Origin of the sequence: Alteriqipengyuania halimionae (genome assembly GCF_009827575.1) — a bacterium.
In the GTDB taxonomy this organism is placed as follows: Bacteria; Pseudomonadota; Alphaproteobacteria; order Sphingomonadales; family Sphingomonadaceae; genus Alteriqipengyuania_A; species Alteriqipengyuania_A halimionae.
This window is the reverse complement of record NZ_WTYR01000001.1, coordinates 1,499,211-1,521,756: the sequence shown is the minus strand read 5'-3', so window position 1 is coordinate 1,521,756 and position 22,546 is coordinate 1,499,211. Positions and strand designations below refer to the sequence as shown.

The 22,546-nt window shown below is 61.2% G+C and carries 32 protein-coding genes and 1 pseudogene; 31 read left to right on the top strand and 2 right to left on the bottom strand.

Annotated elements, in window-relative coordinates; all coding sequences use genetic code 11:
• Nucleotides 1-43 precede the first annotated feature (43 nt).
• Nucleotides 44-1,501, bottom strand: a complete 1,458-nt coding sequence (locus tag GRI68_RS07415; protein WP_160616664.1) for a hypothetical protein — start codon at nucleotides 1,499-1,501, stop codon at nucleotides 44-46.
• A 187-nt stretch (nucleotides 1,502-1,688) separates the two neighbouring features.
• On the opposite strand from GRI68_RS07415, the gene GRI68_RS07410 reads away from it, so the two are divergent.
• On the top strand, nucleotides 1,689-2,342 hold the full coding sequence (locus GRI68_RS07410; RefSeq protein ID WP_160616663.1) for an SOS response-associated peptidase: 654 nt from the start codon (nucleotides 1,689-1,691) through the stop codon (nucleotides 2,340-2,342).
• A gap of 6 nt (nucleotides 2,343-2,348) precedes the next feature.
• Here the strand turns inward: GRI68_RS07410 and GRI68_RS07405 are convergent, their stop codons facing one another.
• Nucleotides 2,349-2,909, bottom strand: a complete 561-nt coding sequence (locus tag GRI68_RS07405) for a hypothetical protein (RefSeq protein WP_160616662.1) — start codon at nucleotides 2,907-2,909, stop codon at nucleotides 2,349-2,351.
• A gap of 537 nt (nucleotides 2,910-3,446) precedes the next feature.
• Here GRI68_RS07405 and rpsL point away from each other — a divergent pair.
• The 30 genes and pseudogenes from rpsL to rpsK all read left to right on the top strand — a co-directional run bounded on the left by rpsL (nucleotide 3,447) and on the right by rpsK (nucleotide 22,546).
• Entirely contained in the window at nucleotides 3,447-3,818 is a 372-nt protein-coding gene (gene rpsL, locus GRI68_RS07400) for a 30S ribosomal protein S12 (protein WP_160616661.1), read from the top strand.
• Between the two features lie 268 nt (nucleotides 3,819-4,086).
• Nucleotides 4,087-4,557, top strand: coding sequence for a 30S ribosomal protein S7 (rpsG, locus tag GRI68_RS07395; protein ID WP_160616660.1), 471 nt, complete (start codon nucleotides 4,087-4,089; stop codon nucleotides 4,555-4,557).
• A gap of 122 nt (nucleotides 4,558-4,679) precedes the next feature.
• Complete coding sequence (gene fusA, locus GRI68_RS07390; protein WP_160616659.1) at nucleotides 4,680-6,776, top strand: elongation factor G; 2,097 nt, start codon at nucleotides 4,680-4,682, stop codon at nucleotides 6,774-6,776.
• A gap of 94 nt (nucleotides 6,777-6,870) precedes the next feature.
• Nucleotides 6,871-8,046 (top strand): elongation factor Tu, encoded by a 1,176-nt coding sequence (gene tuf / locus GRI68_RS07385; protein ID WP_160616658.1) that lies wholly within the window; start codon nucleotides 6,871-6,873, stop codon nucleotides 8,044-8,046.
• A 145-nt stretch (nucleotides 8,047-8,191) separates the two neighbouring features.
• Nucleotides 8,192-8,503: a 30S ribosomal protein S10 gene (gene rpsJ / locus GRI68_RS07380; RefSeq protein ID WP_160616657.1), complete on the top strand. Its 312-nt coding sequence runs from the start codon at nucleotides 8,192-8,194 to the stop codon at nucleotides 8,501-8,503.
• A gap of 300 nt (nucleotides 8,504-8,803) precedes the next feature.
• Nucleotides 8,804-9,688, top strand: a complete 885-nt coding sequence (rplC, locus tag GRI68_RS07375) for a 50S ribosomal protein L3 (protein ID WP_160616656.1) — start codon at nucleotides 8,804-8,806, stop codon at nucleotides 9,686-9,688.
• Nucleotides 9,689-9,690: 2 nt separating this feature from the next.
• The gene (rplD, locus tag GRI68_RS07370) at nucleotides 9,691-10,317 is read left to right on the top strand and encodes a 50S ribosomal protein L4 (protein ID WP_160616655.1); all 627 of its coding nucleotides are present in this window, start codon (nucleotides 9,691-9,693) and stop codon (nucleotides 10,315-10,317) included.
• The gene (locus GRI68_RS07365) at nucleotides 10,310-10,621 is read left to right on the top strand and encodes a 50S ribosomal protein L23 (RefSeq protein WP_160616654.1); all 312 of its coding nucleotides are present in this window, start codon (nucleotides 10,310-10,312) and stop codon (nucleotides 10,619-10,621) included. The genes rplD and GRI68_RS07365 overlap by 8 nt, the downstream gene beginning before the upstream one ends.
• Before the next feature lie 14 nt (nucleotides 10,622-10,635).
• Complete coding sequence (gene rplB, locus GRI68_RS07360; RefSeq protein ID WP_160616653.1) at nucleotides 10,636-11,472, top strand: 50S ribosomal protein L2; 837 nt, start codon at nucleotides 10,636-10,638, stop codon at nucleotides 11,470-11,472.
• Nucleotides 11,473-11,475: 3 nt separating this feature from the next.
• Nucleotides 11,476-11,754 (top strand): 30S ribosomal protein S19, encoded by a 279-nt coding sequence (gene rpsS, locus GRI68_RS07355; protein WP_160616652.1) that lies wholly within the window; start codon nucleotides 11,476-11,478, stop codon nucleotides 11,752-11,754.
• Nucleotides 11,754-12,131 carry a 50S ribosomal protein L22 gene (rplV, locus tag GRI68_RS07350; RefSeq protein WP_160616651.1) on the top strand — a complete coding sequence of 126 codons (378 nt, stop codon included), beginning with the start codon at nucleotides 11,754-11,756 and terminating at the stop codon, nucleotides 12,129-12,131. The genes rpsS and rplV overlap by 1 nt, the downstream gene beginning before the upstream one ends.
• 1 nt (nucleotide 12,132) lies before the next feature.
• Nucleotides 12,133-12,828, top strand: a complete 696-nt coding sequence (gene rpsC, locus GRI68_RS07345; protein WP_160616650.1) for a 30S ribosomal protein S3 — start codon at nucleotides 12,133-12,135, stop codon at nucleotides 12,826-12,828.
• 21 nt (nucleotides 12,829-12,849) lie between these two features.
• Nucleotides 12,850-13,281, top strand: a complete 432-nt coding sequence (gene rplP, locus GRI68_RS07340) for a 50S ribosomal protein L16 (RefSeq protein ID WP_160616649.1) — start codon at nucleotides 12,850-12,852, stop codon at nucleotides 13,279-13,281.
• Between the two features lie 2 nt (nucleotides 13,282-13,283).
• Complete coding sequence (gene rpmC, locus GRI68_RS07335) at nucleotides 13,284-13,499, top strand: 50S ribosomal protein L29 (protein WP_160616648.1); 216 nt, start codon at nucleotides 13,284-13,286, stop codon at nucleotides 13,497-13,499.
• A 9-nt stretch (nucleotides 13,500-13,508) separates the two neighbouring features.
• A pseudogene (gene rpsQ / locus GRI68_RS07330) lies at nucleotides 13,509-13,790 on the top strand (30S ribosomal protein S17); the annotation flags it as partial.
• 149 nt (nucleotides 13,791-13,939) lie between these two features.
• Entirely contained in the window at nucleotides 13,940-14,308 is a 369-nt protein-coding gene (gene rplN, locus GRI68_RS07325; protein WP_160616646.1) for a 50S ribosomal protein L14, read from the top strand.
• Nucleotides 14,308-14,628 (top strand): 50S ribosomal protein L24, encoded by a 321-nt coding sequence (rplX, locus tag GRI68_RS07320; RefSeq protein WP_160616645.1) that lies wholly within the window; start codon nucleotides 14,308-14,310, stop codon nucleotides 14,626-14,628. Before rplN ends, rplX begins: the two co-directional genes overlap by 1 nt.
• Nucleotides 14,621-15,208: a 50S ribosomal protein L5 gene (gene rplE, locus GRI68_RS07315; RefSeq protein ID WP_160616644.1), complete on the top strand. Its 588-nt coding sequence runs from the start codon at nucleotides 14,621-14,623 to the stop codon at nucleotides 15,206-15,208. The genes rplX and rplE overlap by 8 nt, the downstream gene beginning before the upstream one ends.
• 43 nt (nucleotides 15,209-15,251) lie before the next feature.
• Entirely contained in the window at nucleotides 15,252-15,557 is a 306-nt protein-coding gene (gene rpsN, locus GRI68_RS07310; protein WP_160616643.1) for a 30S ribosomal protein S14, read from the top strand.
• A gap of 11 nt (nucleotides 15,558-15,568) precedes the next feature.
• Nucleotides 15,569-15,964, top strand: coding sequence for a 30S ribosomal protein S8 (rpsH, locus tag GRI68_RS07305; protein ID WP_160616642.1), 396 nt, complete (start codon nucleotides 15,569-15,571; stop codon nucleotides 15,962-15,964).
• Complete coding sequence (gene rplF, locus GRI68_RS07300; protein ID WP_160616641.1) at nucleotides 15,964-16,497, top strand: 50S ribosomal protein L6; 534 nt, start codon at nucleotides 15,964-15,966, stop codon at nucleotides 16,495-16,497. Before rpsH ends, rplF begins: the two co-directional genes overlap by 1 nt.
• Before the next feature lies 1 nt (nucleotide 16,498).
• Nucleotides 16,499-16,843 (top strand): 50S ribosomal protein L18, encoded by a 345-nt coding sequence (rplR, locus tag GRI68_RS07295; protein WP_160616640.1) that lies wholly within the window; start codon nucleotides 16,499-16,501, stop codon nucleotides 16,841-16,843.
• 1 nt (nucleotide 16,844) lies between these two features.
• Complete coding sequence (gene rpsE / locus GRI68_RS13715) at nucleotides 16,845-17,675, top strand: 30S ribosomal protein S5 (RefSeq protein ID WP_234028739.1); 831 nt, start codon at nucleotides 16,845-16,847, stop codon at nucleotides 17,673-17,675.
• 6 nt (nucleotides 17,676-17,681) lie between these two features.
• Nucleotides 17,682-17,870, top strand: coding sequence for a 50S ribosomal protein L30 (gene rpmD, locus GRI68_RS07285; protein ID WP_160616639.1), 189 nt, complete (start codon nucleotides 17,682-17,684; stop codon nucleotides 17,868-17,870).
• 128 nt (nucleotides 17,871-17,998) lie between these two features.
• The gene (gene rplO / locus GRI68_RS07280; protein ID WP_160616638.1) at nucleotides 17,999-18,487 is read left to right on the top strand and encodes a 50S ribosomal protein L15; all 489 of its coding nucleotides are present in this window, start codon (nucleotides 17,999-18,001) and stop codon (nucleotides 18,485-18,487) included.
• Between the two features lie 182 nt (nucleotides 18,488-18,669).
• Nucleotides 18,670-20,037, top strand: a complete 1,368-nt coding sequence (gene secY / locus GRI68_RS07275; protein ID WP_160616637.1) for a preprotein translocase subunit SecY — start codon at nucleotides 18,670-18,672, stop codon at nucleotides 20,035-20,037.
• A gap of 29 nt (nucleotides 20,038-20,066) precedes the next feature.
• The gene (locus tag GRI68_RS07270) at nucleotides 20,067-20,717 is read left to right on the top strand and encodes an adenylate kinase (protein WP_160616636.1); all 651 of its coding nucleotides are present in this window, start codon (nucleotides 20,067-20,069) and stop codon (nucleotides 20,715-20,717) included.
• A gap of 57 nt (nucleotides 20,718-20,774) precedes the next feature.
• On the top strand, nucleotides 20,775-21,416 hold the full coding sequence (locus tag GRI68_RS07265; RefSeq protein WP_160616635.1) for an SRPBCC family protein: 642 nt from the start codon (nucleotides 20,775-20,777) through the stop codon (nucleotides 21,414-21,416).
• Nucleotides 21,417-21,721: 305 nt separating this feature from the next.
• Complete coding sequence (gene rpsM / locus GRI68_RS07260; RefSeq protein ID WP_160616634.1) at nucleotides 21,722-22,090, top strand: 30S ribosomal protein S13; 369 nt, start codon at nucleotides 21,722-21,724, stop codon at nucleotides 22,088-22,090.
• 66 nt (nucleotides 22,091-22,156) lie between these two features.
• On the top strand, nucleotides 22,157-22,546 hold the full coding sequence (gene rpsK / locus GRI68_RS07255) for a 30S ribosomal protein S11 (RefSeq protein ID WP_160616633.1): 390 nt from the start codon (nucleotides 22,157-22,159) through the stop codon (nucleotides 22,544-22,546).

The following is a 22,546-nucleotide window of genomic DNA, read 5'->3' as shown; positions in this document are numbered from 1 at the left end:
AGGCGGGCGATAGAAAATCTGGGGAACGGTAGCGGTCAGATAATTACTGAACAGCGGATTTGAAGAGTGAAAAGACAGCAATTGATATTGATAAAAGCGATACAATGATGACAACGACCTGCAGCCTCAACGCGTGAATGGCTGATAGGATACCGGTTTGCGAATATAGGAAGCTATTAAGGTCTTTCAGATGGTCCCGGACCATTGCGCTCTCTCTCTGAATTGTGGAGTCCAAGTTTTCAGAGAGGCGAGTTGCCTCTTTTTCGCCGAAGCGGTTAAACGTATAGGCTTCAAATTCTAACATGTGACGAATTGAATATTCTCTATATTCGTTTATTTCGCGAGAAACTGTCAATCCGTCCGCTAGGATGAGAATTTGGTCTTGCAACTTATGTAGTTGAGTCCACGAGCGCCATGGATTGAGTTGGCCGTGAGCGTGATCGCGAGCTTTAACTGCTTCTCTCCTAAGGGTTTGTAGCAAATGACTAAGCCACCAAACGCCCATTGAGCGCCTAGAAACCATATCAATGTAGTATGCTGGGCTCAATTCATCACGGCCAAAAATATCGCTCTTCAAGCGGTTGAAGGCCGCTTGTGTACCAGTAATATACGAGAAATTATTTTTCGAAATAGATCTTCTGGGTGCAAAGTACATGCAGTCATAGGTTAATTTATTATTTGCTTTTATGGGCCGATATAATAATGGGGCGTATTGCAGATCCATAGGGTGTAGTATGTCATAGCATTCACCATTTTTTCGGAAGGGGTGTGCATTTTCGACTGAGGCAACGATATTGAGAGGTCTCGCTCTTTGCGCACTTGTATAAAAACCGGGGGCGTTTTTCGCATACCAAGTGTCGATCCCTTTCGAGAGCCGGCACTCAAAATCAGTGACGATTTTGCTATGCTGGGCCTTCGTGTCGAAAGTTCGAATTCCCCCCTTCTTAGTCTGCTCAAGGTATACGGGATAGGTTTTGTGAAGTGCCTCATTAATCCGTTCTCGAACGCATTTTTTAATGAAAAATGATATCGTTAGCGCGCTGAGCGACGGCGTTAAGTTGAGAATGGTGCCATGAGCATGAGAGCAGAATTCAGGTAATTGCACCAAATGACCAATTGAAGTGAATGAGTCGTCGTTTTCGTCGTGTAAATACAACTCTAAGCTCGAGCCGGGAGATTCTCGAAAGCGCCGGATTTGTTCGCTTAACGAATCCTCCAGGGCATGGCCGCGAGCCTCCTTCAACCGAGCAAGGCCCGCCTCCAAATTCTTGATTTGAGCCGGAGTGTAATATTCGACTGCTGTAACGAGCCAATAATTTGCTTTTTGAGCAATCGGAAGTCTTGACGAAGCTTGGACTTCTTCGTCTTTGCTCTCGTGGAGGGCGAGCCATGCAACATAAAAAGGGCTTTTGATCCAGCCTCTCGAAAGCCGGCTAAACCAGCTCTGGAGTTTGTACCTCAAGCTGCCTCTCTGATGATACCAAGCGTTCTTGTCGTCCATCTCACCCCTCGCAAATGGTCTATTCGCGAGTTTCGATGTTCGGAACAAGTGCTTTGTCCTCGCTTGACTCGCCCTTTTGGATCCGTCTGAAGGCTCGCTCATGCGTGACAGCGTTCGCGCCATGCCAGTCCCGTAACGGGCCTGCTCGCCATTTGCCCCCAACCCAACCCCCCGCTAACCCCACACCATGTGCAACCTCTACCGTATGACCCGCTCCAACGCCGAGATCGCACGGTGGTTCGAGGCCGTGAACGATCTCGGCGGCGCGAATTTCGGGGAGGAGGTCTATCCGGGCTATCCCGGCGCGGTGCTGGCCGAGGGCAGGCTGGTCTCGATGTCGTGGGGCTTTCCGCTCGCGCGCAAGGGTGCGAAGGGGCAGGCGTTGAAGCCCAAGCCGGTCAACAATGCGCGTACCGACAAGCTCGACAGCTATTTCTGGCGCTACAGCTTTGCCGAGCGGCGCTGCCTGATCCCGCTGACCGCCTGGGCCGAGGCCGAGGGGCCCAAGGGCGGCAAGACGCGGACCTGGCTCTCGCTGCCCGATGCGCCGGTGTTCGCCTGCGCGGGGCTCTGGCAGGACAGCGACGAATGGGGGCGGTGCTATTCGATGGTGATGACCGAGGCTGAGGGCCCGGCGGCCGAGCTTCACGCGCGCATGCCGGTGCTGCTTTCGCCCGGGGACTATGGCGTGTGGGCCGGCGACGATCCGGAGGCGGCGAGGGGGCTGTGCCGGGCGTGGGACGGACCGCTGGCGATCGACCGCACCGGTGAGCCATGGTCGGGCGCGGGCTCGGGCACGGGCGCGGGTAAGGAAGGCGCGGGGCAGGCCTCGCTGCTCTAGGCTCGTCTAGTCGGCCAGATTGGCAGGCGTGTAACACTCGATGACGGTGCTGATCGGCTTGGTGTCTTTCCGGCGCAATACTGCCCGATGGGTCAGGATGGTTTCGGAAGGGCACGCTACGCCCGGTCCCCTGATCGACTGGAGGCGCTGGCGGGTGAAGCCGAGCTCGGCCACGGCGCGTCCGAACGGGGTGTTGGTGGTTTCCAGCGTCTCGTTCATCGCGGGCGTCAGGCGGCCCGGAACATACCAATTGTGCGCGACCGACATCACGGTGCTGCCGCAGACCAGGCGAACGTGCCGGTAGCCGAGCGGCTCGTCCGGCTCGACCTCGAGCATCTGCCTGATGGCGTCGGCAGGCTCTTCTCCGTTCGTATCCATGTGTTCGACCACGATCTTTGCCGGATCGGCCATGCCTTGCTTTGCGCACCAGCCCTGCAAGGCGGCGGTGGCGCTTTCGTTCCCGGCCAGCTGCGCCTCGAACCGGTCGCGGATCCGATCGCTGGGTGTGGTGGCGCAGGCGGCCAGCGTGGCGGTGGCGATCGCGGCGATATAAAGGCGTGTCCTCATGGCGATCGTTTCATCCTTGCGCTATATCGGGATACCGACGTTCTGCGGTTTGTATGGCAGCGGGGCAGGACACATTCAATTGCGCCTTGGGAAGGCGGCGGCGTGGTCCGTCAGTCCCTTGACCCCCAGCCCGAATCCCCCTAAAGGGCGCCCATCCGCAGCACGGGCCTGGCCCATGCGCGGGTAGATAGAGCTGAACATTGCCGGTCGTGTCCCGGGGCTCCTCGCGTTTCGCAAGGGGCTCTTTTCTATTGCAGCGGATTCCTTTCCCTACGGGGTTCGGGCTGTGGGGCAACCGTCAAAGTAACCCGGTGGCCGTGTGGGCCGTGGGTGGAGAGTTCGGGCTCGTGCGAATGGTCGGTCCAGGCCGGAGGGTTCATCCTTCGACAGGCTCAGGACGAACGGCTTAGAGTTCGCGCGTTCCCTTGTCCTCCTTCCCAATCTCCGCATCGTCGCCATCAAAATATCGACCCTTCCGGGCGCAAAACCGGCGTCCACTTTTGCTGAAGGGTCGAGCAAACGGTGAAGCGAGAAACTATGCCGACGATCAACCAGCTGGTCCGCAAGGGCCGCGTTCCGCAGAAGACCAAGTCCAAGGTCCCTGCGATGGAAGCGAACCCGCAGAAGCGCGGCGTTTGCACCCGTGTTTACACCACGACCCCGAAGAAGCCGAACTCGGCGCTGCGCAAGGTGGCCAAGGTTCGCCTGACCAACGGGCGCGAGGTCATCACCTATATCCCCGGTGAAGGCCACAACCTGCAGGAACACTCCGTGGTGCTGATCCGCGGCGGCCGTGTGCGCGACCTTCCCGGTGTGCGTTACCACGTGCTGCGCGGCGTGCTCGACACGCAGGGTGTGAAGGACCGCAAGCAGTCGCGCTCGAAGTACGGTGCCAAGCGGCCCAAGTAAGGGATTTTGGTTGGGTGCGGTCAGCACATCCGTGCTGACCTTGCGGCACCGGCCCACTCCCCCTCCCGACCACCCAGGAAATTTTCCGTAAGGGTGGTCGGGAGCGGGAGTGAACCGGAGCCGGGCCCAGGTTTTCAACGCGGAGCCAGCTCGCTCCTCCACCCGGACGCCCTACCGAGGGTATTCTATGGGTGGCCGGGTGGGGGAGCGGGCTGGAGCCGCAAGGCGGACCCGGATGGGTTCGCCGCACTCCAAAGGAGTTTTAAACATGTCACGTCGTCGTCGTCCCGAGAAGCGGGAAATCCTGCCCGATCCCAAGTTTGGTGATCTGGTGCTTTCGAAGTTCATGAACAACCTGATGGTCGATGGTAAGAAGTCCACCGCCGAACGGATCGTCTATTCCGCGCTCGACGTGGTCGAGACCAAGGCCAAGGCCGATCCGATCCAGATGTTCCATGACGCGCTGAACAACATCAAGCCGCAGGTCGAAGTCCGCAGCCGCCGTGTCGGTGGTGCGACCTACCAGGTGCCGGTCGAGGTTCGCCCCGAGCGTGCCCAGGCCCTCGCGATCCGCTGGCTGATCTCGGCCGCGCGCGGTCGTGCCGAAACCACCATGGATGCGCGCCTTTCGGGCGAGCTGATGGATGCGGCGAACAATCGCGGCAATGCGGTGAAGAAGCGCGAAGACGCTCACCGCATGGCCGACGCGAACCGCGCGTTCAGCCACTACCGCTGGTAGTCCGCGCGGCAGGGCGGGGCCGCCTCGCGATGGCGCGAGCGGCCCCGGTCTTCAAAGCGTAATAAAATTTCCCACATGGGGGAGGACCGATCAGTCCACTCCCGAATTCAAGGAACCCAGATATGGCCCGCGACTATCCGCTGGAGCGTTATCGCAATATCGGCATCATGGCGCACATCGATGCCGGCAAGACCACCACGACCGAGCGTATCCTCTATTACACCGGCAAGTCCTACAAGATCGGCGAAGTGCACGATGGTGCCGCGACGATGGACTGGATGGAGCAGGAGCAGGAACGCGGGATCACCATTACCTCGGCCGCCACGACCACGTTCTGGGCCGCCGAAGACGGTGAAGGTCCCAAGCACCGCATCAACATCATCGACACCCCCGGCCACGTCGACTTCACGATCGAAGTCGAACGCTCGCTGCGCGTGCTCGACGGTGCGGTCGCCGTGTTCGACGGCGTCGCCGGCGTCGAACCCCAGTCCGAAACCGTATGGCGCCAGGCGGACAAGTACAAAGTTCCGCGCATGTGCTTCATTAATAAGTTGGATCGCACGGGCGCCGACTTCTATTACTGCGTGCAGTCGATCATCGATCGTCTCGGCGCGACGCCGCTGGTGCTGTATCTCCCGATCGGCGCCGAAAGCGACCTGCAGGGCGTGGTCGACCTCGTGAACAATCGCGGCATCGTCTGGGAAAACGACGGTCTGGGCGCGACGTTCAACTATGTCGACATCCCTGCCGACCTCGCCGACAAGGCCGCCGAATATCGCGAAAAGCTGATCGAGACCGCCGTCGAACAGGACGACGATGCGATGGAAGCCTATCTCGAAACCGGCGATGCGCCTGATGCGAAGACGCTCAAGCAGCTGATCCGCAAGGGCACGATGGCGCGCGACTTCGTACCCGTGCTGTGCGGTTCGGCGTTCAAGAACAAGGGTGTTCAGCCGCTGCTCGACGCGGTGGTCGACTACATGCCGTCGCCGCTCGACGTTCCGGCGATCAAGGGCGTGCTGCCCGACAGCGAAGAAGAAGAGACGCGTCCGTCCAGCGACGATGCGCCGTTCTCCGCGCTGGCCTTCAAGATCATGAACGACCCGTTCGTCGGCTCGCTCACTTTCACCCGCATCTATTCGGGCAAGCTATCGAAGGGCCAGGTCCTGAACTCGGTGAAGGACAAGAAGGAAAAGATCGGCCGCATGCTGCTGATGCACTCGAACAACCGCGAGGACATCGAAGAAGCGTTCGCTGGCGACATCGTCGCGATCGCGGGCATGAAGGACACCACCACCGGTGATACGCTGTGCGATCCGGCCCACCCGATCATTCTCGAGCGGATGGAATTCCCCGATCCGGTTATCGAACTGTCGGTGGAACCGAAGACCAAGGCCGACCAGGAAAAGATGGGCGTCGCGCTCAACCGCCTGGCTGCCGAGGATCCCTCGTTCCGCGTCACGACCGATCACGAATCGGGCCAGACGATCATCAAGGGCATGGGCGAGCTTCACCTAGACATCCTGGTCGATCGCATGAAGCGCGAGTTCAAGGTCGAAGCCAATGTCGGTGCGCCGCAGGTGGCGTATCGCGAATCGCTCGCTCGCGAAGTCGAAGTCACCTACACCCACAAGAAGCAGTCGGGTGGTTCGGGTCAGTTCGGCGAAGCCAAGGTTGTCGTCACCCCCGGTGAACGCGGCCAGGGCGTTGTCTTCGAAGACGAGATCAAGGGCGGTAACATTCCGCGCGAATACATCCCGTCGGTCGAGAAGGGCATGCGCGAGCAGGCCGAGACCGGTCACATGATCGGCTTCCCGATCATCGACTTCACGATCCGCCTGATCGACGGCAAATACCATGATGTCGACTCGTCGACCGTGGCGTTTGAAATCACCGGTCGCGGTGCGATGCGTGAAGCGGCGCAGAAGGCCGGCATCAAGCTGCTCGAGCCGATGATGAAGGTCGAAGTGATCACCCCCGAGGATTATCTCGGCGACGTGATCGGCGATCTGAACTCGCGTCGTGGTCAGATCCAGGGCACCGAAGCCCGCGGCAACGCGCAGGCTGTCGAGGCCATGGTCCCGCTGGCCAACATGTTCGGCTACGTGAACGAGCTGCGTTCTTTCTCGCAGGGCCGTGCTCAGTACACGATGCAGTTCGCGCATTACGAAGAAGTGCCGAGCAACGTGGCTGAAGAGGTCCGTGAGAAGCTTGCGTAACTGAGATCAAGGGGCTAGGGGCGGCGCCTGATTCCGCGGGCGCCGTTCCCAACTCCCCGCAGATATCCCAATTCAAGACAGAGGTTATTGGAAAATGGCGAAGGAAAAATTCGAGCGTAACAAGCCGCACGTCAACGTCGGCACCATTGGTCACGTTGACCACGGCAAGACGACGCTGACCGCGGCAATCACCAAGGTGCTCGACGCACCGGTGGATTTCTCGAACATCGACAAAGCGCCCGAAGAGCGTGAGCGTGGCATCACGATCTCGACCGCGCATGTCGAATACGAAACCGAGAACCGTCACTATGCGCACGTCGACTGTCCGGGTCACGCTGACTACGTGAAGAACATGATCACCGGTGCCGCCCAGATGGACGGCGCGATCCTGGTCGTGAATGCCGCCGACGGCCCAATGCCGCAGACCCGTGAGCACATCCTGCTCGCACGTCAGGTCGGCGTGCCGGCGCTGGTCGTGTTCCTCAACAAGGTCGACCAGGTCGACGACGAAGAGCTCCTCGAACTCGTCGAACTCGAAGTTCGCGAACTGCTGAGCGAGTACGGCTTCGACGGCGACGATATTCCGATCGTTGCGGGTTCGGCCCTGGCCGCTCTCGAAGGTCGCGACGATAACATCGGCAAGGAAAAGGTCCTTGAACTGATGAAGGCGGTCGACGAGTACATCCCGCAGCCGGAACGTCCGATCGACAAGGACTTCCTGATGCCGATCGAAGACGTGTTCTCGATCTCGGGTCGCGGTACGGTTGTTACCGGTCGTATCGAAACCGGCGTCGTGAACGTTGGCGACGAAGTCGAAATCGTCGGTATCAAGGACACCGGCAAGACGACCGTCACCGGCGTCGAAATGTTCCGCAAGCTGCTCGATCGCGGCGAAGCCGGCGACAACATCGGTGCCCTGATCCGCGGTGTCGCTCGTGAAGAAGTCGAGCGTGGCCAGGTCCTCGCGAAGCCGGGTTCGGTTACTCCGCACACCGACTTCAGCGCCGAAGTCTACGTCCTGTCGAAGGACGAAGGCGGCCGTCACACGCCGTTCTTCGCCAACTATCGTCCGCAGTTCTACTTCCGTACCACGGACGTGACCGGCGAAGTGATCCTTCCCGAAGGCACCGAAATGGTGATGCCGGGCGACAACGTGACGATCGACGTTAAGCTGATCGCTCCGATCGCCATGGACGAAGGTCTGCGCTTCGCCATCCGTGAAGGCGGTCGTACCGTCGGTTCGGGGGTTGTCAGCAAGATCACGAAGTAATATAGGTCCGCGCGAACGACGGGGATTCGTCCCCGCATCGCCGGAACACTTCGGTAAAAATCGAATCGGTGGCCCCGCTCTCCTCCCGGAGACGGGAGGGGGCGGGGCCGCTTTATTGTTTGCTCTTTCTCATCGGTAGTTGGACATGGAAGCCCAGAATATTCGCATTCGCCTCAAGGCGTTCGATCATCGCGTACTCGACCAGGCCACCGGCGAAATCGCCGAAACCGCCCGTCGTACCGGCGCGCTTATCCGGGGTCCCATTCCGCTTCCGACGAGGATCGAGAAATTCACCGTGAACCGCGGCCCGCACATCGATAAGAAGTCGCGTGAGCAGTTCGAGGTGCGTACGTTCAAGCGGCTGCTCGACATCGTTCAGCCCAACGCCCAGACGGTCGATGCGCTGATGAAGCTCGATCTGGCTGCCGGCGTGAACGTCGAAATCAAGTTGGCCTAAGCCAATTTGCTGTGGGCCCCGCCTAAGCGGGGGCCTCGTCCATCTGGCAGGACGTTAAACTGGCCGGGAATTTTGCAGGTCGTTTATTCGGCCTGAGGCCTCCGCTCCGGCGAAGGCCCGGACATTCGAGATACCGCCGGGACCCTTTCATTAGGAATTCCCCCGGGCTGCGTCTCCCGTCTCGCTCAATCGCCCTTGTGGTGTTCGAGCAATCAGCCCGGACGGGCGACGCATGACAATCAGGGTTGGCACGCACCTCTGGGATGGTCCCTTGGGTGCCTCTGTTAAGGAGATTGGATCATGCGCACTGGCGTGATCGCGAAAAAGGTTGGGATGACCCGCCTCTTCCAGGAGGACGGCCGGCACGTACCGGTTACCGTTCTCGCGTTGGAAGGGTGTCAGGTTGTCTCGCACCGCACCTCCGACCGCGATGGCTATTTTGCCCTCCAGGTCGGTTCGGGTGAAGCGAAGCAGAAAAACGTGAACAAGCCGCAGCGCGAGCATTTTGCGAAGGCCGAAGTCGGTCTGAAGATGCGCGTTGCCGAATTCCGTGTCGAAAACGAGGAAGGTCTCCTTCCCGTCGGCGCGACCATCACTGCGGATCACTTCGTCGCCGGCCAGAAGGTCGACGTGACGGGTCATACGCAGGGCAAGGGCTTTGCCGGCGCGATGAAGCGCTGGGGCTTCGGTGGTCTGCGCGCTACGCACGGTGTCTCGATCTCGCACCGTTCGCACGGTTCGACGGGTAACCGCCAGGATCCGGGCCGCGTCTTCAAGAACAAGAAGATGGCTGGTCACATGGGTGATCGCCAGCGCACGCAGCAGAACCTTGAAGTGGTTCGCACCGACAGCGAGCGCGGCCTCATCTTCGTGCGTGGTTCCGTCCCCGGCTCGAAGAACAGCTGGATGCTGATCCGCGACGCCGTGAAGGTTCCGCTGCCCGAGGGTGCGCCGTTCCCCGGTGCGATGCGTCGCAACGCCGATGAAACCAAGTCGGAAGAAGCCGACGCCGGTCTCGTTGAAAGCGGTGCCGAGCACGAGGTGAACCCCGAAGTTTCCGCTGAGCAGCAGGAAAAGTTGATGCAGCAGCAGGATGCTGGTGCAGATGCCGAGCCGGGTGCCGCGGACGACAATTCGACCACGCCGAGCGTCGATAAAGACGCTGGCGAGAGCAAGGAGTCCTGATCGTGAAGGTCAAGATCCAGAAACTGGACGGCGGGAAGGCCTCCGGCGATGTCGAGCTCAACGATGCCGTTTTCGGTGTCGAGCCGCGCGCCGATATCCTTCACCGCGTCGTCACGTGGCAGCTTGAAAAGCGCCGCGCGACCGCACGCCCCACCCGCGAGCGGAGCGATGTTGCCCGCACCGGTAAGAAGTTCGGTCGCCAGAAGGGCGGCGGTGTTGCGCGTCACGGTGACCGCAAGGCCCCGATCTTCATCGGCGGTGGTAAGGCGCACGGTGCCCGCAAGCGCGATTTCAATCCGTCGCTGAACAAGAAGATCCGCGCTCTGGGCCTGAAGATGGCCCTGTCGAGCAAGGCCAAGGACGGTCTGATCGTCCTGGACAGCTTCGACGTGAAGGACGCCAAGACGAAGGCCCTCAAGGGTCAGTTCGACAAGGCAGGCTTCGCAGGCAAGGTCCTCTTCATCGATGGCGAAAGCGTCGATGAAGGCTTCGCGCGTGCCGCTGGCAACCTGCCCGGCATCAACGTGATGCCGGCAGCCGGTGCCAACGTCTACGACATCCTGAAGCACGACACGTTGGTCCTTTCCAAGGATGCGGTCGAAAAGCTGGAGGCGCGTTTCAATGGCTAAGAACGACACCATCGACACGCGTCACTACGACGTGATCGTGGCCCCGCACATCACCGAAAAGTCGACCCTCCTTTCGGAGAACAATGCGGTCGTCTTCAAGGTGGCGAACGATGCGACCAAGCCGCAGATCAAGGAAGCGGTGGAAGCGATCTATTCGACCAAGGTGGCGAGCGTGAACACGATCGTGACCAAGGGCAAGACCAAGCGCTGGAAGGGCAAGCCCTACAAGCGCACCGACGTGAAGAAGGCGATCGTGCGCCTGGCCGATGGCCAGGACCCGATCGACATCACGAGCGGTATCTGAGGGGCTAGGAACCAATGGCACTCAAGAACTATAACCCGACAAGCCCGGCGCGCCGTGGCTTGATCCTCGTCGACAAGTCGCAGCTTTGGAAGGGCAAGCCCGTCAAGGCTCTGACCGAAGGCAAGCACAAGACGGGTGGCCGCAACAACAAGGGCCACGTGACGTCGCGCGGCATCGGTGGCGGTCACAAGCAGAAGTATCGCTTCATCGACTTCAAGCGTCGCAAGTGGGACGTCGAAGGTACGGTGGAACGGATCGAATACGATCCCAACCGCACGGCTTACATCGCGCTGATCAAATACGATGACGGCGAACTCGCCTACATCATCGCGCCGCAGCGTCTGGCCGTCGGCGACAAGGTCGTCGCAGGCAAGAAGACCGACACGAAGCCGGGCAACGCGATGCTGCTGAGTGAAATGCCGGTCGGTACGATCTGCCACAACATCGAGATGAAACCGGGCAAGGGCGCGCAGATCGCCCGTTCGGCAGGCACCTATGTCCAGCTCGTCGGTCGTGACCGCGGCATGGTCATCGTGCGCCTCAACTCGGGTGAACAGCGCTACATCCGTGGCGAGTGCATGGGCACGGTGGGCGCGGTGTCGAACCCCGACAACGCCAACACCAATCTCGCCAAGGCCGGCCGCAATCGCTGGCGTGGCAAGCGTCCGCTTACTCGCGGCGTTGCGAAGAACCCGGTCGATCACCCGCACGGTGGTGGTGAAGGCCGCACCAGCGGTGGCCGTCATCCGGTTACCCCGTGGGGCAAGCCGACCAAGGGTGCTCGTACCCGCAAGAACAAGCAGACGGACAAGATGATCATCCGTTCGCGTCACGCGAAGAAGAAGAGGTAAGACATGGCTCGTTCCGTACGGAAAGGCCCCTTTTTCGACCTGCATCTCCTGGCGAAGGCGGAAGCCGCCCAGGATGCCGGTTCGCGCGCGGGCCCCATCAAGACTTGGTCGCGTCGTTCGACCATCCTCCCGCAGTTCGTCGGGCTGACTTTCAACGTCTACAACGGTCACAAGTTCATTCCTGTGTCCGTCAGCGAAGAGATGGTCGGTCACAAGCTGGGTGAGTTCGCTCCCACGCGTACTTTCCCCGGCCATGCTGCCGACAAGAAGGGTAAGCGCTAATGGGCAAGGCTAAGTCCCCCCGTCGCGTCGCCGACAACGAGGCGCTGGCCGTCGGAACCACGATCCGTGGTTCGGCGCAGAAGCTCAACCTCGTTGCCGAGCTCATCCGCGGCAAGAAGGCCGAAGAGGCTCTGAACATCCTCGCTTTCTCCAAGAAGGCGATGGCTAAGGACGCCAGCAAGGTGCTCGCTTCGGCGATCGCCAACGCGGAAAACAACCACAACCTGGACGTCGATGCGCTCGTCGTGGCGGAAGCCTCGGTCGGCAAGTCGATCACGATGAAGCGGTTTCACACCCGCGGTCGCGGCAAGAGCACGCGCATCCTGAAGCCGTTCAGCAAGCTGCGCATCGTCGTGCGCGAGCAGGAAGAGGCGTAAGATGGGTCAGAAGAGCAATCCGATCGGTCTGCGTCTGCAGATCAACCGCACCTGGGACAGCCGCTGGTACGCCGAAGGGCGTGACTATGCCAAGTTGCTCGCCGAGGACATCGAGATCCGCAAGCACATCATGAAGTCGCTTCCGCAGGCTGCGATTTCGAAGGTCGTGATCGAGCGTCCGGCCAAGCTGTGCCGCATCTCGATCTATGCCGCCCGCCCGGGCGTCATCATCGGCAAGAAGGGCGCGGACATCGAAAAGCTGCGTTCGAAGCTTGCCGGCATGACCGAAAGCGAAGTGAAGCTGAACATCGTCGAGATCCGCAAGCCGGAAGTCGACGCCAAGCTCGTCGCCCAGGGCATCGCAGACCAGCTGATCCGTCGTGTGGCGTTCCGCCGGGCGATGAAGCGCGCGATGCAGTCCGCCATGCGTCTGGGTGCCGAAGGCATCAAGATCGTTTGCGGCGGTCGTCTCGGCGGTGCGGAAATCGCCCGCGTCGAGCAGTATCGCGAAGGCCGCGTTCCGCTCCACACGCTGCGTGCGAACATCGATTACGCCGAAGCCGAAGCGCTTACCGCTTACGGTATCATCGGTATCAAGGTCTGGATCTTCAAAGGTGAGATCCTCGGCCACGATCCGATGGCGCACGATCGCCTGATGATGGAAGCCCAGACTTCCGGCGTGCGTCCGGCTCGCTGATTGCAGATATAGGAAAGCACCATGCTGCAACCGAAGAAAACCAAGTACCGCAAGGCGTTCAAGGGCAAGATCCATGGCAAGGCCAAGGGCGGCACCACGCTGAATTTCGGGTCGTATGGCCTGAAGGCGATGGAACCCGAGCGGATCACCGCGCGCCAGATCGAAGCGGCTCGCCGCGCGATCACGCGTCACATCAAGCGCCAGGGTCGTCTCTGGATCCGCGTCTTCCCGGACGTGCCGGTTTCGAAAAAGCCTGCCGAAGTCCGTCAGGGTAAGGGCAAGGGTTCGGTCGAATACTGGGCTGCTCGTGTGAAGCCGGGCCGCATCCTGTTCGAACTCGACGGCGTGGCCGGCCCGCTGGCCGCCGAAGCTTTCAGTCGCGCTGCGATGAAGCTGCCGATCAAGACCAAGGTTGTCGCCCGTCTCGGCGACAGCTCGCACCTGGGAGCGTAACGATGGCCAACGCCAAGATCGAAGACCTGCGCACCAAGTCCGACGACCAGCTGTCCGAAGAACTCGGCCAGCTGAAGCGCGAAGCGTACAACCTGCGCTTTCAGTCGGCTACCGGCCAGCTCGAGCGGCCCGCGCGCATCAAGGAAGTGCGCCGCGAGATCGCCCGCATCAAGACCCTTCAGGGCGAGCGCGAGCGCGCCGCCGCTGCGAAGGCTTAAGGAGCAACCATGCCCAAGCGTATCCTCATCGGGACTGTCATCTCCGACAAGACCGAAAAGACCGTGACCGTTAAGGTCGAGCGCAAGGTGAAGCACCCGCTTTACGGGAAGATCATCCGTCGCTCGAAGCACTACAACGCGCACGACGAGAACAACGAATATCGTCCCGGCGATACCGTCCGCATCGAAGAGACCAAGCCGATCTCCAAGACCAAGACGTGGAAGGTGATCGATCGTCTGCAGGCCTCCAAGGGTGTCGAGATCGAAGCCGATCTGGACGTCAAGGAAGCCAAGCCGACCGGTGCGCCGGAAGACAAGACGACCCATGACAAGCCTGCTGCCAAGCAGGACGATGCCGACGCCGACAAGGCCGACGCGTAAGTTTGACGTAGGAACTGCCGGGCGGATGTCCCGGCAAGCCAAGAGAAGGAACCGGATCGATGATCCAGATGCAATCCAATCTCGACGTCGCGGACAACAGCGGCGCCAAGCGCGTCCAGTGCATCAAGGTGCTGGGCGGCTCGAAGCGCCGGTTTGCGAGCGTTGGGGACGTGATCGTCGTCTCCGTCAAGGAGGCGCAGCCGCGCACCAAGGTCAAGAAGGGCGACGTTCACCGTGCGGTGATCGTGCGCACCAAGAAGGACGTTCGTCGTCCCGACGGTAGCGTGATCCGCTTCGACAGCAATGCGGCGGTCCTTATCAACAAGAGCGAGGAGCCGATCGGCACCCGTATCTTCGGCCCGGTGGTCCGCGAACTGCGTGGCCGCGGCTTCATGAAGATCATCTCGCTTGCTCCGGAGGTGCTGTAATGGCTGCCGCGAAGATCAAGAAGGGTGACGAAGTCGTCGTGCTCTCGGGCAAGGACAAGGGCCGCACCGGCACCGTGTCCCAGGTCCTGCCGAAAGAAGGCAAGATCGTTGTCGAAGGCGTGAACGTCGCTACCCGTCACCGCAAACCGACCCAGGCGAATCCGCAGGGTGGTATCGAGCGCCGCGAGGCTCCGATGCACATCGCGAAAGTCGCTCTGGCCGATCCCAAGGACGGCAAGCCCACCCGCGTCCGCTTCGAAGAGCGTGACGGCAAGAAGGTGCGCGTTGCCGTTAAATCTGGGGAGACCATCGATGGCTGATAAGAACACCGCCCCGCGCATGAAGCAGCGCTATGACGACCAGATCGTCAAGGCAATGACCGACAAGTTCGGCTATAAGAACCGTCTCGAAGTGCCCAAGATCGAGAAGATCACGCTCAACATGGGTGTGGGCGAGGCGAGCCAGGACAAGAAGAAGGTCCAGACTGCTGCCGACGAAATGGCGCTGATTGCCGGCCAGAAGCCGGTCATCACCAAGGCCAAGAAATCGATCGCCCAGTTCAAGTTGCGCGAAGGCATGCCGATCGGTGCGAAGGTGACCCTTCGTAGCGAGCGCATGTACGAATTTCTCGACCGTCTGGTGACGATCGCGATGCCGCGCATCCGCGACTTCCGTGGCCTGAACCCGAAATCGTTCGACGGTCGCGGCAATTACGCGATGGGCCTGAAAGAGCAGATCATCTTCCCCGAGATCAGCTACGATCAGATCGACAAGGTGCGTGGGATGGACATCATCGTCACCACCACTGCGAAAACCGATGAGGAAGCGCGCGAACTGCTCAAGCTGTTCGGCTTCCCGTTCCCGGCCGAGGAAAAGGCCGATGAGAAGGAAGCCGCGTGAGCGGTCTCCTGAACACTAGCAACGCAAAGAGAGCTTAAGTCCAATGGCGAAACTGAGTTCCATTAACAAAAACGAGCGTCGCAAGAAGCTCGTCAAGAAGTACGCAGCGAAGTACGCGAAACTGAAGGCGCAGGCCGAAGATGAGTCGCTCGACGAAACCGAGCGCCTGATCGCCCGCCTCAAGATGGCCGAGATTCCGCGCAATGCGAATCCGACCCGCGTGCGCAATCGCTGCGCCACCACCGGCCGCCCCCGCGGCTATTACCGCAAGTTCGGCATCAACCGTATCGAACTGCGCGACCTCGGCAACAAGGGCCTGATTCCGGGCCTGACCAAGTCGAGCTGGTGAGGAATCGATAGATGGCTATGACCGATCCCCTGGGTGATATGCTCACCCGCATCCGCAACGGCCAGCAGGCGAAGAAGGACTCCGTCCTGTCGCCCGCTTCGAAGCTGCGTGCCAATGTCCTCGAAGTTCTTCAGCGTGAAGGCTTCATCCGTGGCTATGCCTCGGACGACAGCGGCCAGCATCCGGCGCTGCGGATCGAACTGAAGTATTTCGAAGGCGAGCCCGCGATCAAGCATGTGGCCCGCGTCTCCAAGCCCGGTCGGCGGGTGTATTCGGGTAGCAAGGAATTGCCCCGTGTGCGCAACGGCCTGGGCATCACGATCGTCTCGACGCCTCGTGGCGTGCTCTCGGATGGCGAGGCTCGCGACCAGAATGTCGGCGGCGAAGTGCTGGCGGAGGTGTTCTGATGAGCCGCATTGGTAAACGTCCGGTTGCGATCCCCAGCGGGGTCGAGGCCAAGATCGAGAACGGTACCCTGACCGTTAAGGGCCCCAAGGGCACCCTGACGCTGGGCCTGTCCGATCTGATCGACTACAAGGTCGAAGACGGCGAGATCCAGGTGAACCCGGCGAACGACACGCAGAAGGCGCGCTCCTACTGGGGCATGCAGCGCACTCTCGTGTCGAACCTCGTCGAAGGCGTCACCGAAGGTTACTCCAAGACGCTCGAAATCAACGGCGTTGGCTATCGTGCCTCGACGCAGGGCAAGAAGCTCAAGCTTCAGCTCGGCTACAGCCACGATGTCGATCTCGATGTGCCCGAAGGCGTCGAAGTGAAGACCCCGGACCAGACCACGATCGAAATCAGCGGCATTGACAAGCAGAAGGTCGGCCAGTTCGCTGCCGAAATTCGCGAATGGCGCAAGCCGGAGCCCTACAAGGGCAAGGGCATCAAGTATCGTGGCGAGTACATCTTCCGCAAGGAAGGGAAGAAGAAGTAAGATGGCAAAGCTTTCCCCCTTCGAACGTCGCCGCCAGCGGGTGCGTACCGCGCTGCGCAAGAATGCCGGCGGTCGTCCGCGCCTGTCGGTGCACCGCACCGGCCAGCACATCTACGCACAGATCATCGACGATGCTGCCGGCAAGACCGTTGCCGCAGCCTCGACGCTCGGTGCGAAGGCATCCGGCGCGAATGTCGATGCCGCCGTGCAGGTTGGCAAGGATATCGCCGCCGCCGCCAAGAAGGCCGGCGTCACCACCGTCGTGTTCGATCGCGGCGGATTCCTGTTCCATGGTCGCGTGAAAGCGCTGGCCGACGCCGCCCGTGAAGGCGGGCTGGAGTTCTAAGATGGCTGACGAAAAGAACAACGAAGCGGCCGAAGCCGCCAAGACCGAAGAAACCAAGGCTCCGGAAACGAACGTCGAGGAAACCAAGGTCGTCGAAGCCGAGACCGAGCATGCGGTGAAAAAGGAAGAACCGGCGATCGCCGATACCCCTTCCGAAGCTGCTGCCGACCAGTCGCCCGCACAGGGTGCCGAAGGTCGTCCGCGTCAGCGTGGCGGTCGCGGTGGCGACAACCGTGGCGGTGGCCGCGGTCGTGGCGGTCGCGACAATCGTCGCGGCGGTCGCCGCGAGGAAGAAGATGACGGCATCATCGAAAAGCTGGTGCACATCAACCGCGTCTCGAAGACCGTCAAGGGCGGTAAGCGCTTCGGTTTCGCCGCGCTGATGGTTGTCGGTGATGGCCAGGGCCGCGTCGGCTTCGGTCACGGCAAGGCTCGCGAAGTGCCGGAAGCCATTTCGAAGGCGACCGCTGCCGCGCGCAAGAAGATGATCCGCGTCTCGCTCAAGGAAGGCCGCACGCTGCACCATGACGGCAAGGGCCGTTTCGGTGCCGGCAAGGTGACCATCCGTTCGGCGCCTCCGGGTACCGGTATCATCGCCGGTGGTCCGATGCGTGCCGTGTTCGAGAGCCTCGGCGTCGCAGACGTCGTGACCAAGTCGGTCGGCACCTCGAACCCGTACAACATGATCCGTGCGACTTTCGAAGCGCTGCTCGACCAGAGCTCGCCGAAGGCCGTCGCCCAGCGTCGTGGCAAGAAGGTCGCCGACCTGCTTGGCCGTAGCGGGGCGAGCAAGGAAGAAGCCGAGGCAGATGCCGCGGCTGTCGTGGAGTAACCAGTGATGGCCAAATCAAGCACCATCAAGATCAAGCAGGTCGGTTCTCCGATCCGCCGTCCCGAAAGTCAGACCAAGATTCTCAAGGGTCTGGGCCTCGGCAAGATGCACAAGATTGTCGAACGCCAGGACACCCCCGAGGTGCGCGGCGCGATCGCCAAGATCCCGCATCTCGTCGCGGTGATCGAGGACTAGCATTTAGGTGAGCCCCCGCGTAAGCGGGGGCCTCCCTGCGCAGGCAAGCTGGCTTGCGTCAGGCAATCCCCGCTCTGGCGGGGATTGGTATTTTCAGCGCGAACAAAAGCGAAAGCGAGTGCAAGACTATGAAACTTAACGATCTTCGTGACAATGATGGTGCCCGCAAGTCCCGCATGCGCGTGGGCCGTGGCATCGGTTCTGGCAAGGGTAAGACCGCGGCACGCGGCCAGAAGGGCCAGAAGAGCCGTTCGGGCGTGTCGGTCAATGGCTTCGAAGGCGGCCAGATGCCGCTTCACATGCGTCTGCCGAAGCGTGGCTTCAACAACCCGTTCGGCAAGGACTATGCCGAAGTGAACCTCGGCATGGTGCAGAAGTTCATCGACGCCAAGAAGATCGACGCCAAGAAGGTCGTCGATCACGAAGCGCTCAAGGCCGCCGGCCTCGCGCGTGGCGGCAAGGACGGCGTGCGCCTGCTTGGCAAGGGCGAGCTGAAGACCAAGGTCCAGTTCAAGGTCGCGGGCGCGTCCAAGGGCGCGATCGAAGCGGTCGAAAAGGCCGGCGGTTCGGTCGAGACGACTGTTCCCGCCAAGGCCGAAAAGGCCGACGCCGAATAAGTATCCGTGTATCCCGGGCATGGTCCGGGATCGCTTCCTTGTGCCGCCGTGCCGAAGGAAAGCGATCCCCTCCAGGTCCGGGATCACGCTTTTTCGGGGGCTAGGGTTCGACAAGCGCACATCGTCACCCTATCTCTCCTGTCCAAGCCGGGAGGGCCGGCGAAAACCAGGAATTGTTTCCCATGGCATCACGCGCCGACAATATGGCCAGCGGTATCAGCTTCGCCAATTTCTCGAAGGCGACCGAACTCAAGCAGCGGATCTGGTTCACGATCGGCGCGCTGATCGTCTTCCGTTTCCTCAGCTTCGTGCCGCTGCCGGGGGTCAACCCGCTCGCGCTGGCCAATCTGTACGAGAACGCCCAGGGCGGCATCCTCGACATCTTCAACACTTTCTCGGGCGGCAGCCTGCAGCGCATGAGTCTCATCGCGCTCGGCGTCATGCCCTACATCACCGCCTCGATCGTCATCCAGATGGCCGCGGCGCTGCATCCTTCGCTGATGGCTCTTAAGAAAGAGGGTGAAGCGGGGCGCAAGAAGCTCAACCAGTACACCCGTTACGGCACGGTCTTCCTGTGTGCGATCCAGGGTTGGTTCATTGCTGCCGGGCTCGAGGCGTTTGCCGCGTCGAACGGTATCGCTGCTGTCGTGAATCCGGGCATCATGTTCCGGGTCGGCGCCGTGATTTCGCTGATCGGCGGGACGATGTTCCTGCTGTGGCTGGGTGAACAGATCACCTCGCGCGGGATCGGCAACGGCGTGTCGCTGATCATCATGGCGGGTATCGTCGCGCAAATGCCGCAATTTGTCGGCAACATGCTCGAAGGCGCGCGCGAAGGTTCGATTTCGTCGTTCCTCATCATCGGCCTGCTGGTGATGATCGTCGCGATGATCCTGTTCATCTGTTTCATGGAGCGCGCCCAGCGTCGCTTGCTGATCCAGTATCCCAAGCGCGCGAACCAGCGCGGCATGATGCAGGCGGATCGCTCGCACCTGCCGCTGAAGCTGAACACCGCCGGCGTGATCCCGCCCATCTTCGCCAGTTCGCTGCTGCTGCTGCCGCTGACGATCACGCAGTTCGCGGGTAACCAGCTCGACGCCGAAAGCGGTGTAGGTGGGGCGCTCGGCACGATCTTGCTATATCTCCAGCACGGTCAACCGCTCTACATGCTGCTGTATGCGGCGCTGATCATCTTTTTCACGTTCTTCTACACCGCAGTGGTGTTCAACCCGGAAGAAACGGCGGACAATCTCAAGCGCAATGGCGGGTTCATTCCCGGCATTCGCCCGGGCAAGCGGACGGCCGATTATCTGGACTATGTCCTGACGCGGATCACCGTCGTGGGTGCGATCTACCTGGTGCTCGTTTGTACGGTGCCGGAATACGTGATCGCGCAGACCGGCCTGCCGCTGTTCTTCCTGGGCGGCACCAGCCTGCTCATCGTTGTGAACGTGACAGTGGATACGGTCAGCCAAATCCAGTCGCACCTGTTGGCGCACCAGTATGGCGACCTTATCAAGAAGGCGAAGCTGAAGGGCCGCATTCGCTGACCTAGCGCCGACGAAGGACGACGCAGATCATGGATATCATACTTCTGGGGCCTCCGGGCGCAGGCAAGGGGACTCAGTCCCACCGAATCCAGGAACGCCACGGGATGAAGCAGCTGTCGACCGGCGACATGCTTCGCGCGGCGGTCAAGGCGCAGACACCGGTCGGAGTCGAAGCCAAGAAGGTGATGGATCGGGGCGAACTCGTCTCCGATGCCATCGTTTCTGCGCTGATCGGCGAAGCGCTCGACGCGATGTCCGATGGGCAAGGCGCGATCTTCGACGGGTTTCCGCGTACGGGCGACCAGGCCGAAGCGCTCGACATGCTCCTCGCCGAGCGTGGTCGCAAGCTCGACCACGTGATCGAGCTCGAGGTCGACGAGGACGCGCTGGTGAAGCGTATCGTCGGCCGGTTCGCCTGCGCCGAATGCGGTACGCTGTATCACGACACGGCCAATCCTCCGAAGGTGGAGGGCGTATGCGACAAATGCGGTTCGACCGAGTTCAAGCGTCGCAAGGACGACAACGAGGAAACCGTGCGCACGCGAATGGCCGAATATCGTGCCAAGACCGCGCCGATTCTCGATCCGTACGAAAAGCGGGGCATTGTCTCGCGGGTCGACGGGATGGCGGATATCGACACGGTAACCCACTCGATCGAGGCGATCCTGCGCGGCGAATGATCGTTTGCGAGGCCGCCTGGTGCGCCTAGTGTGCGTTTCCCAGTTTCGGAGATCTCCATGCGCCTGATTCTCGCTTCGCTCGCCTTGGCCGCTACGGCTGTTCCTGCCACGGCGGACGCCGCAGTGGTCCAGCAGGACGATCGCGGGTTCCGGATCATCCATATCGCCGAAACGGACGCTTCACCGGAGCAGGTCTGGCGTACGCTGGTCGAGCCGAAGGACTGGTGGGTCGATGCGCACAGTTTCACCGGTGACGCTTCGAACTTCTCGCTCGAGGCCGCTCCGAGCGGGTGCTTCTGCGAAATCTCGGACAAGCTCGGGGTTGAGCACGCACGGGTGATCTACATCGAACCGGGTGTGCGACTGAGGCTGAATGGCGCCCTCGGCCCGCTTCAGCAGGAAGCGGTGATGGGCGTACTGACCTTCGCCATCAAGGAGCGAGCAGGCGGCGGCACAACGATCAGCGTCGAGTATGCGGTGAGCGGCAATTTTCGCACCGCGCCCGGCACGATCGCACCGGCGGTCGATCGGGTTATCGTGGAGCAGGGCAATAGCCTGGCGAAGGCGGCTCTGGAGGCGGTGGGCAAATCCGGTTCAGCCGAGAAGCCCAAAGCGACGGAAGAAAGCGCAGACGATGCCGACGACAAGGACGCCGATTTCGGCGAGGCGTTTGGGGATACGCCAGAGCCGCAACGCTGAGCTCTGCGCTCGGGCAGGGCGCGCTTTTTGACGCGGCGGGCGCCTCCAGATACAAGCGACAACGAAGGCGAAGGAAGGTGGCCATGGCCGCTGCGCCGCGCTGCGCGCCTGCGCTGCGTTGACATGGTGCGCGAATCGCATTAAGCGCGCCGTTCACACCGACAGGTTTCAATCATGTCCGGCTGGCTCCACCGATTGGTGCCGACAGTCGGGCTTTTGTATTTTCAGCCCGTCGCGTGTGTAAAAAGAGCGTTGAGATAGGGGCACGCTAAGACGCCAAGCCCCTGTGGAGCATGGAGAAGTAAGTGGCTCGTATTGCCGGGGTCAACATCCCCACGAACAAGCGCGTGATCATCGCGCTCACCTACATTCACGGAATCGGCCGCACTGCCGCCGTGAAAATCGCCGACAAGCTGGGCATCGATCACACCGCGCGTGTGCAGGACCTGACCGATCAGGAAATCCTGCAGATCCGCGAAACGATCGATTCCGACTATACCGTGGAAGGCGACCTGCGTCGCAACACCGCGATGAACATCAAGCGCCTGATGGACCTCCGGTCCTATCGCGGGCTGCGTCATCGTAACCAGCTTCCCGTCCGTGGCCAGCGCACGCATACCAATGCGCGCACTCGCAAGGGCAAGGCGAAGCCGATCGCCGGCAAGAAGAAGTAAGCTGCTTCGCCGCCACCACTGGCGGCAGCGGTTTTCCTTCCTATCTAAGAGACACAGGAATCACACATGGCACGCGAACCAGGACGCATTAAGCGCCGCGAGCGGAAAAACATCTCCAGCGGCGTCGCGCACGTAAACGCCAGCTTCAACAACACGATGATCACGATCACCGATGCCCAGGGCAACGCGATCAGCTGGTCGTCGGCCGGCATGATGGGCTTCAAGGGCAGCCGCAAGTCCACGCCCTACGCTGCGCAGGTCGCGGCGGACGATGCCGGCAAGAAGGCCGCCGAACACGGCGTCCGCACGCTGGAAGTCGAAATCAAGGGCCCGGGCTCGGGTCGCGAAAGTGCGCTGCGGGCGCTGCAGGCGGTGGGCTTCACCATCACCTCGATCCGCGACGTGACGCCGATCCCGCACAACGGGGTGCGTCCTTCCAAGCGCCGCCGCGTCTGA

Coding starts and splice junctions, on each gene's coding strand:
- rplR (WP_160616640.1), top strand. CDS start 16,499: ATGGCAAAGCTTTCCCCCTTCGAACGTCGCCGCCAGCGGGTGCGTACC.
- GRI68_RS07265 (WP_160616635.1), top strand. CDS start 20,775: ATGCGCCTGATTCTCGCTTCGCTCGCCTTGGCCGCTACGGCTGTTCCT.
- GRI68_RS07410 (WP_160616663.1), top strand. CDS start 1,689: ATGTGCAACCTCTACCGTATGACCCGCTCCAACGCCGAGATCGCACGG.
- rplC (WP_160616656.1), top strand. CDS start 8,804: ATGCGCACTGGCGTGATCGCGAAAAAGGTTGGGATGACCCGCCTCTTC.
- tuf (WP_160616658.1), top strand. CDS start 6,871: ATGGCGAAGGAAAAATTCGAGCGTAACAAGCCGCACGTCAACGTCGGC.
- secY (WP_160616637.1), top strand. CDS start 18,670: ATGGCATCACGCGCCGACAATATGGCCAGCGGTATCAGCTTCGCCAAT.
- rplF (WP_160616641.1), top strand. CDS start 15,964: ATGAGCCGCATTGGTAAACGTCCGGTTGCGATCCCCAGCGGGGTCGAG.
- fusA (WP_160616659.1), top strand. CDS start 4,680: ATGGCCCGCGACTATCCGCTGGAGCGTTATCGCAATATCGGCATCATG.
- rpsJ (WP_160616657.1), top strand. CDS start 8,192: ATGGAAGCCCAGAATATTCGCATTCGCCTCAAGGCGTTCGATCATCGC.
- rplV (WP_160616651.1), top strand. CDS start 11,754: ATGGGCAAGGCTAAGTCCCCCCGTCGCGTCGCCGACAACGAGGCGCTG.
- rpsH (WP_160616642.1), top strand. CDS start 15,569: ATGGCTATGACCGATCCCCTGGGTGATATGCTCACCCGCATCCGCAAC.
- rpsG (WP_160616660.1), top strand. CDS start 4,087: ATGTCACGTCGTCGTCGTCCCGAGAAGCGGGAAATCCTGCCCGATCCC.
- rplO (WP_160616638.1), top strand. CDS start 17,999: ATGAAACTTAACGATCTTCGTGACAATGATGGTGCCCGCAAGTCCCGC.
- rpmC (WP_160616648.1), top strand. CDS start 13,284: ATGGCCAACGCCAAGATCGAAGACCTGCGCACCAAGTCCGACGACCAG.
- rpmD (WP_160616639.1), top strand. CDS start 17,682: ATGGCCAAATCAAGCACCATCAAGATCAAGCAGGTCGGTTCTCCGATC.
- rplX (WP_160616645.1), top strand. CDS start 14,308: ATGGCTGCCGCGAAGATCAAGAAGGGTGACGAAGTCGTCGTGCTCTCG.
- rpsE (WP_234028739.1), top strand. CDS start 16,845: ATGGCTGACGAAAAGAACAACGAAGCGGCCGAAGCCGCCAAGACCGAA.
- rpsN (WP_160616643.1), top strand. CDS start 15,252: ATGGCGAAACTGAGTTCCATTAACAAAAACGAGCGTCGCAAGAAGCTC.
- rplP (WP_160616649.1), top strand. CDS start 12,850: ATGCTGCAACCGAAGAAAACCAAGTACCGCAAGGCGTTCAAGGGCAAG.
- rplN (WP_160616646.1), top strand. CDS start 13,940: ATGATCCAGATGCAATCCAATCTCGACGTCGCGGACAACAGCGGCGCC.
- rpsC (WP_160616650.1), top strand. CDS start 12,133: ATGGGTCAGAAGAGCAATCCGATCGGTCTGCGTCTGCAGATCAACCGC.
- GRI68_RS07270 (WP_160616636.1), top strand. CDS start 20,067: ATGGATATCATACTTCTGGGGCCTCCGGGCGCAGGCAAGGGGACTCAG.
- GRI68_RS07415 (WP_160616664.1), bottom strand. CDS start 1,501: ATGGACGACAAGAACGCTTGGTATCATCAGAGAGGCAGCTTGAGGTAC.
- GRI68_RS07405 (WP_160616662.1), bottom strand. CDS start 2,909: ATGAGGACACGCCTTTATATCGCCGCGATCGCCACCGCCACGCTGGCC.
- rpsS (WP_160616652.1), top strand. CDS start 11,476: ATGGCTCGTTCCGTACGGAAAGGCCCCTTTTTCGACCTGCATCTCCTG.
- GRI68_RS07365 (WP_160616654.1), top strand. CDS start 10,310: ATGGCTAAGAACGACACCATCGACACGCGTCACTACGACGTGATCGTG.
- rpsL (WP_160616661.1), top strand. CDS start 3,447: ATGCCGACGATCAACCAGCTGGTCCGCAAGGGCCGCGTTCCGCAGAAG.
- rplE (WP_160616644.1), top strand. CDS start 14,621: ATGGCTGATAAGAACACCGCCCCGCGCATGAAGCAGCGCTATGACGAC.
- rplB (WP_160616653.1), top strand. CDS start 10,636: ATGGCACTCAAGAACTATAACCCGACAAGCCCGGCGCGCCGTGGCTTG.
- rpsK (WP_160616633.1), top strand. CDS start 22,157: ATGGCACGCGAACCAGGACGCATTAAGCGCCGCGAGCGGAAAAACATC.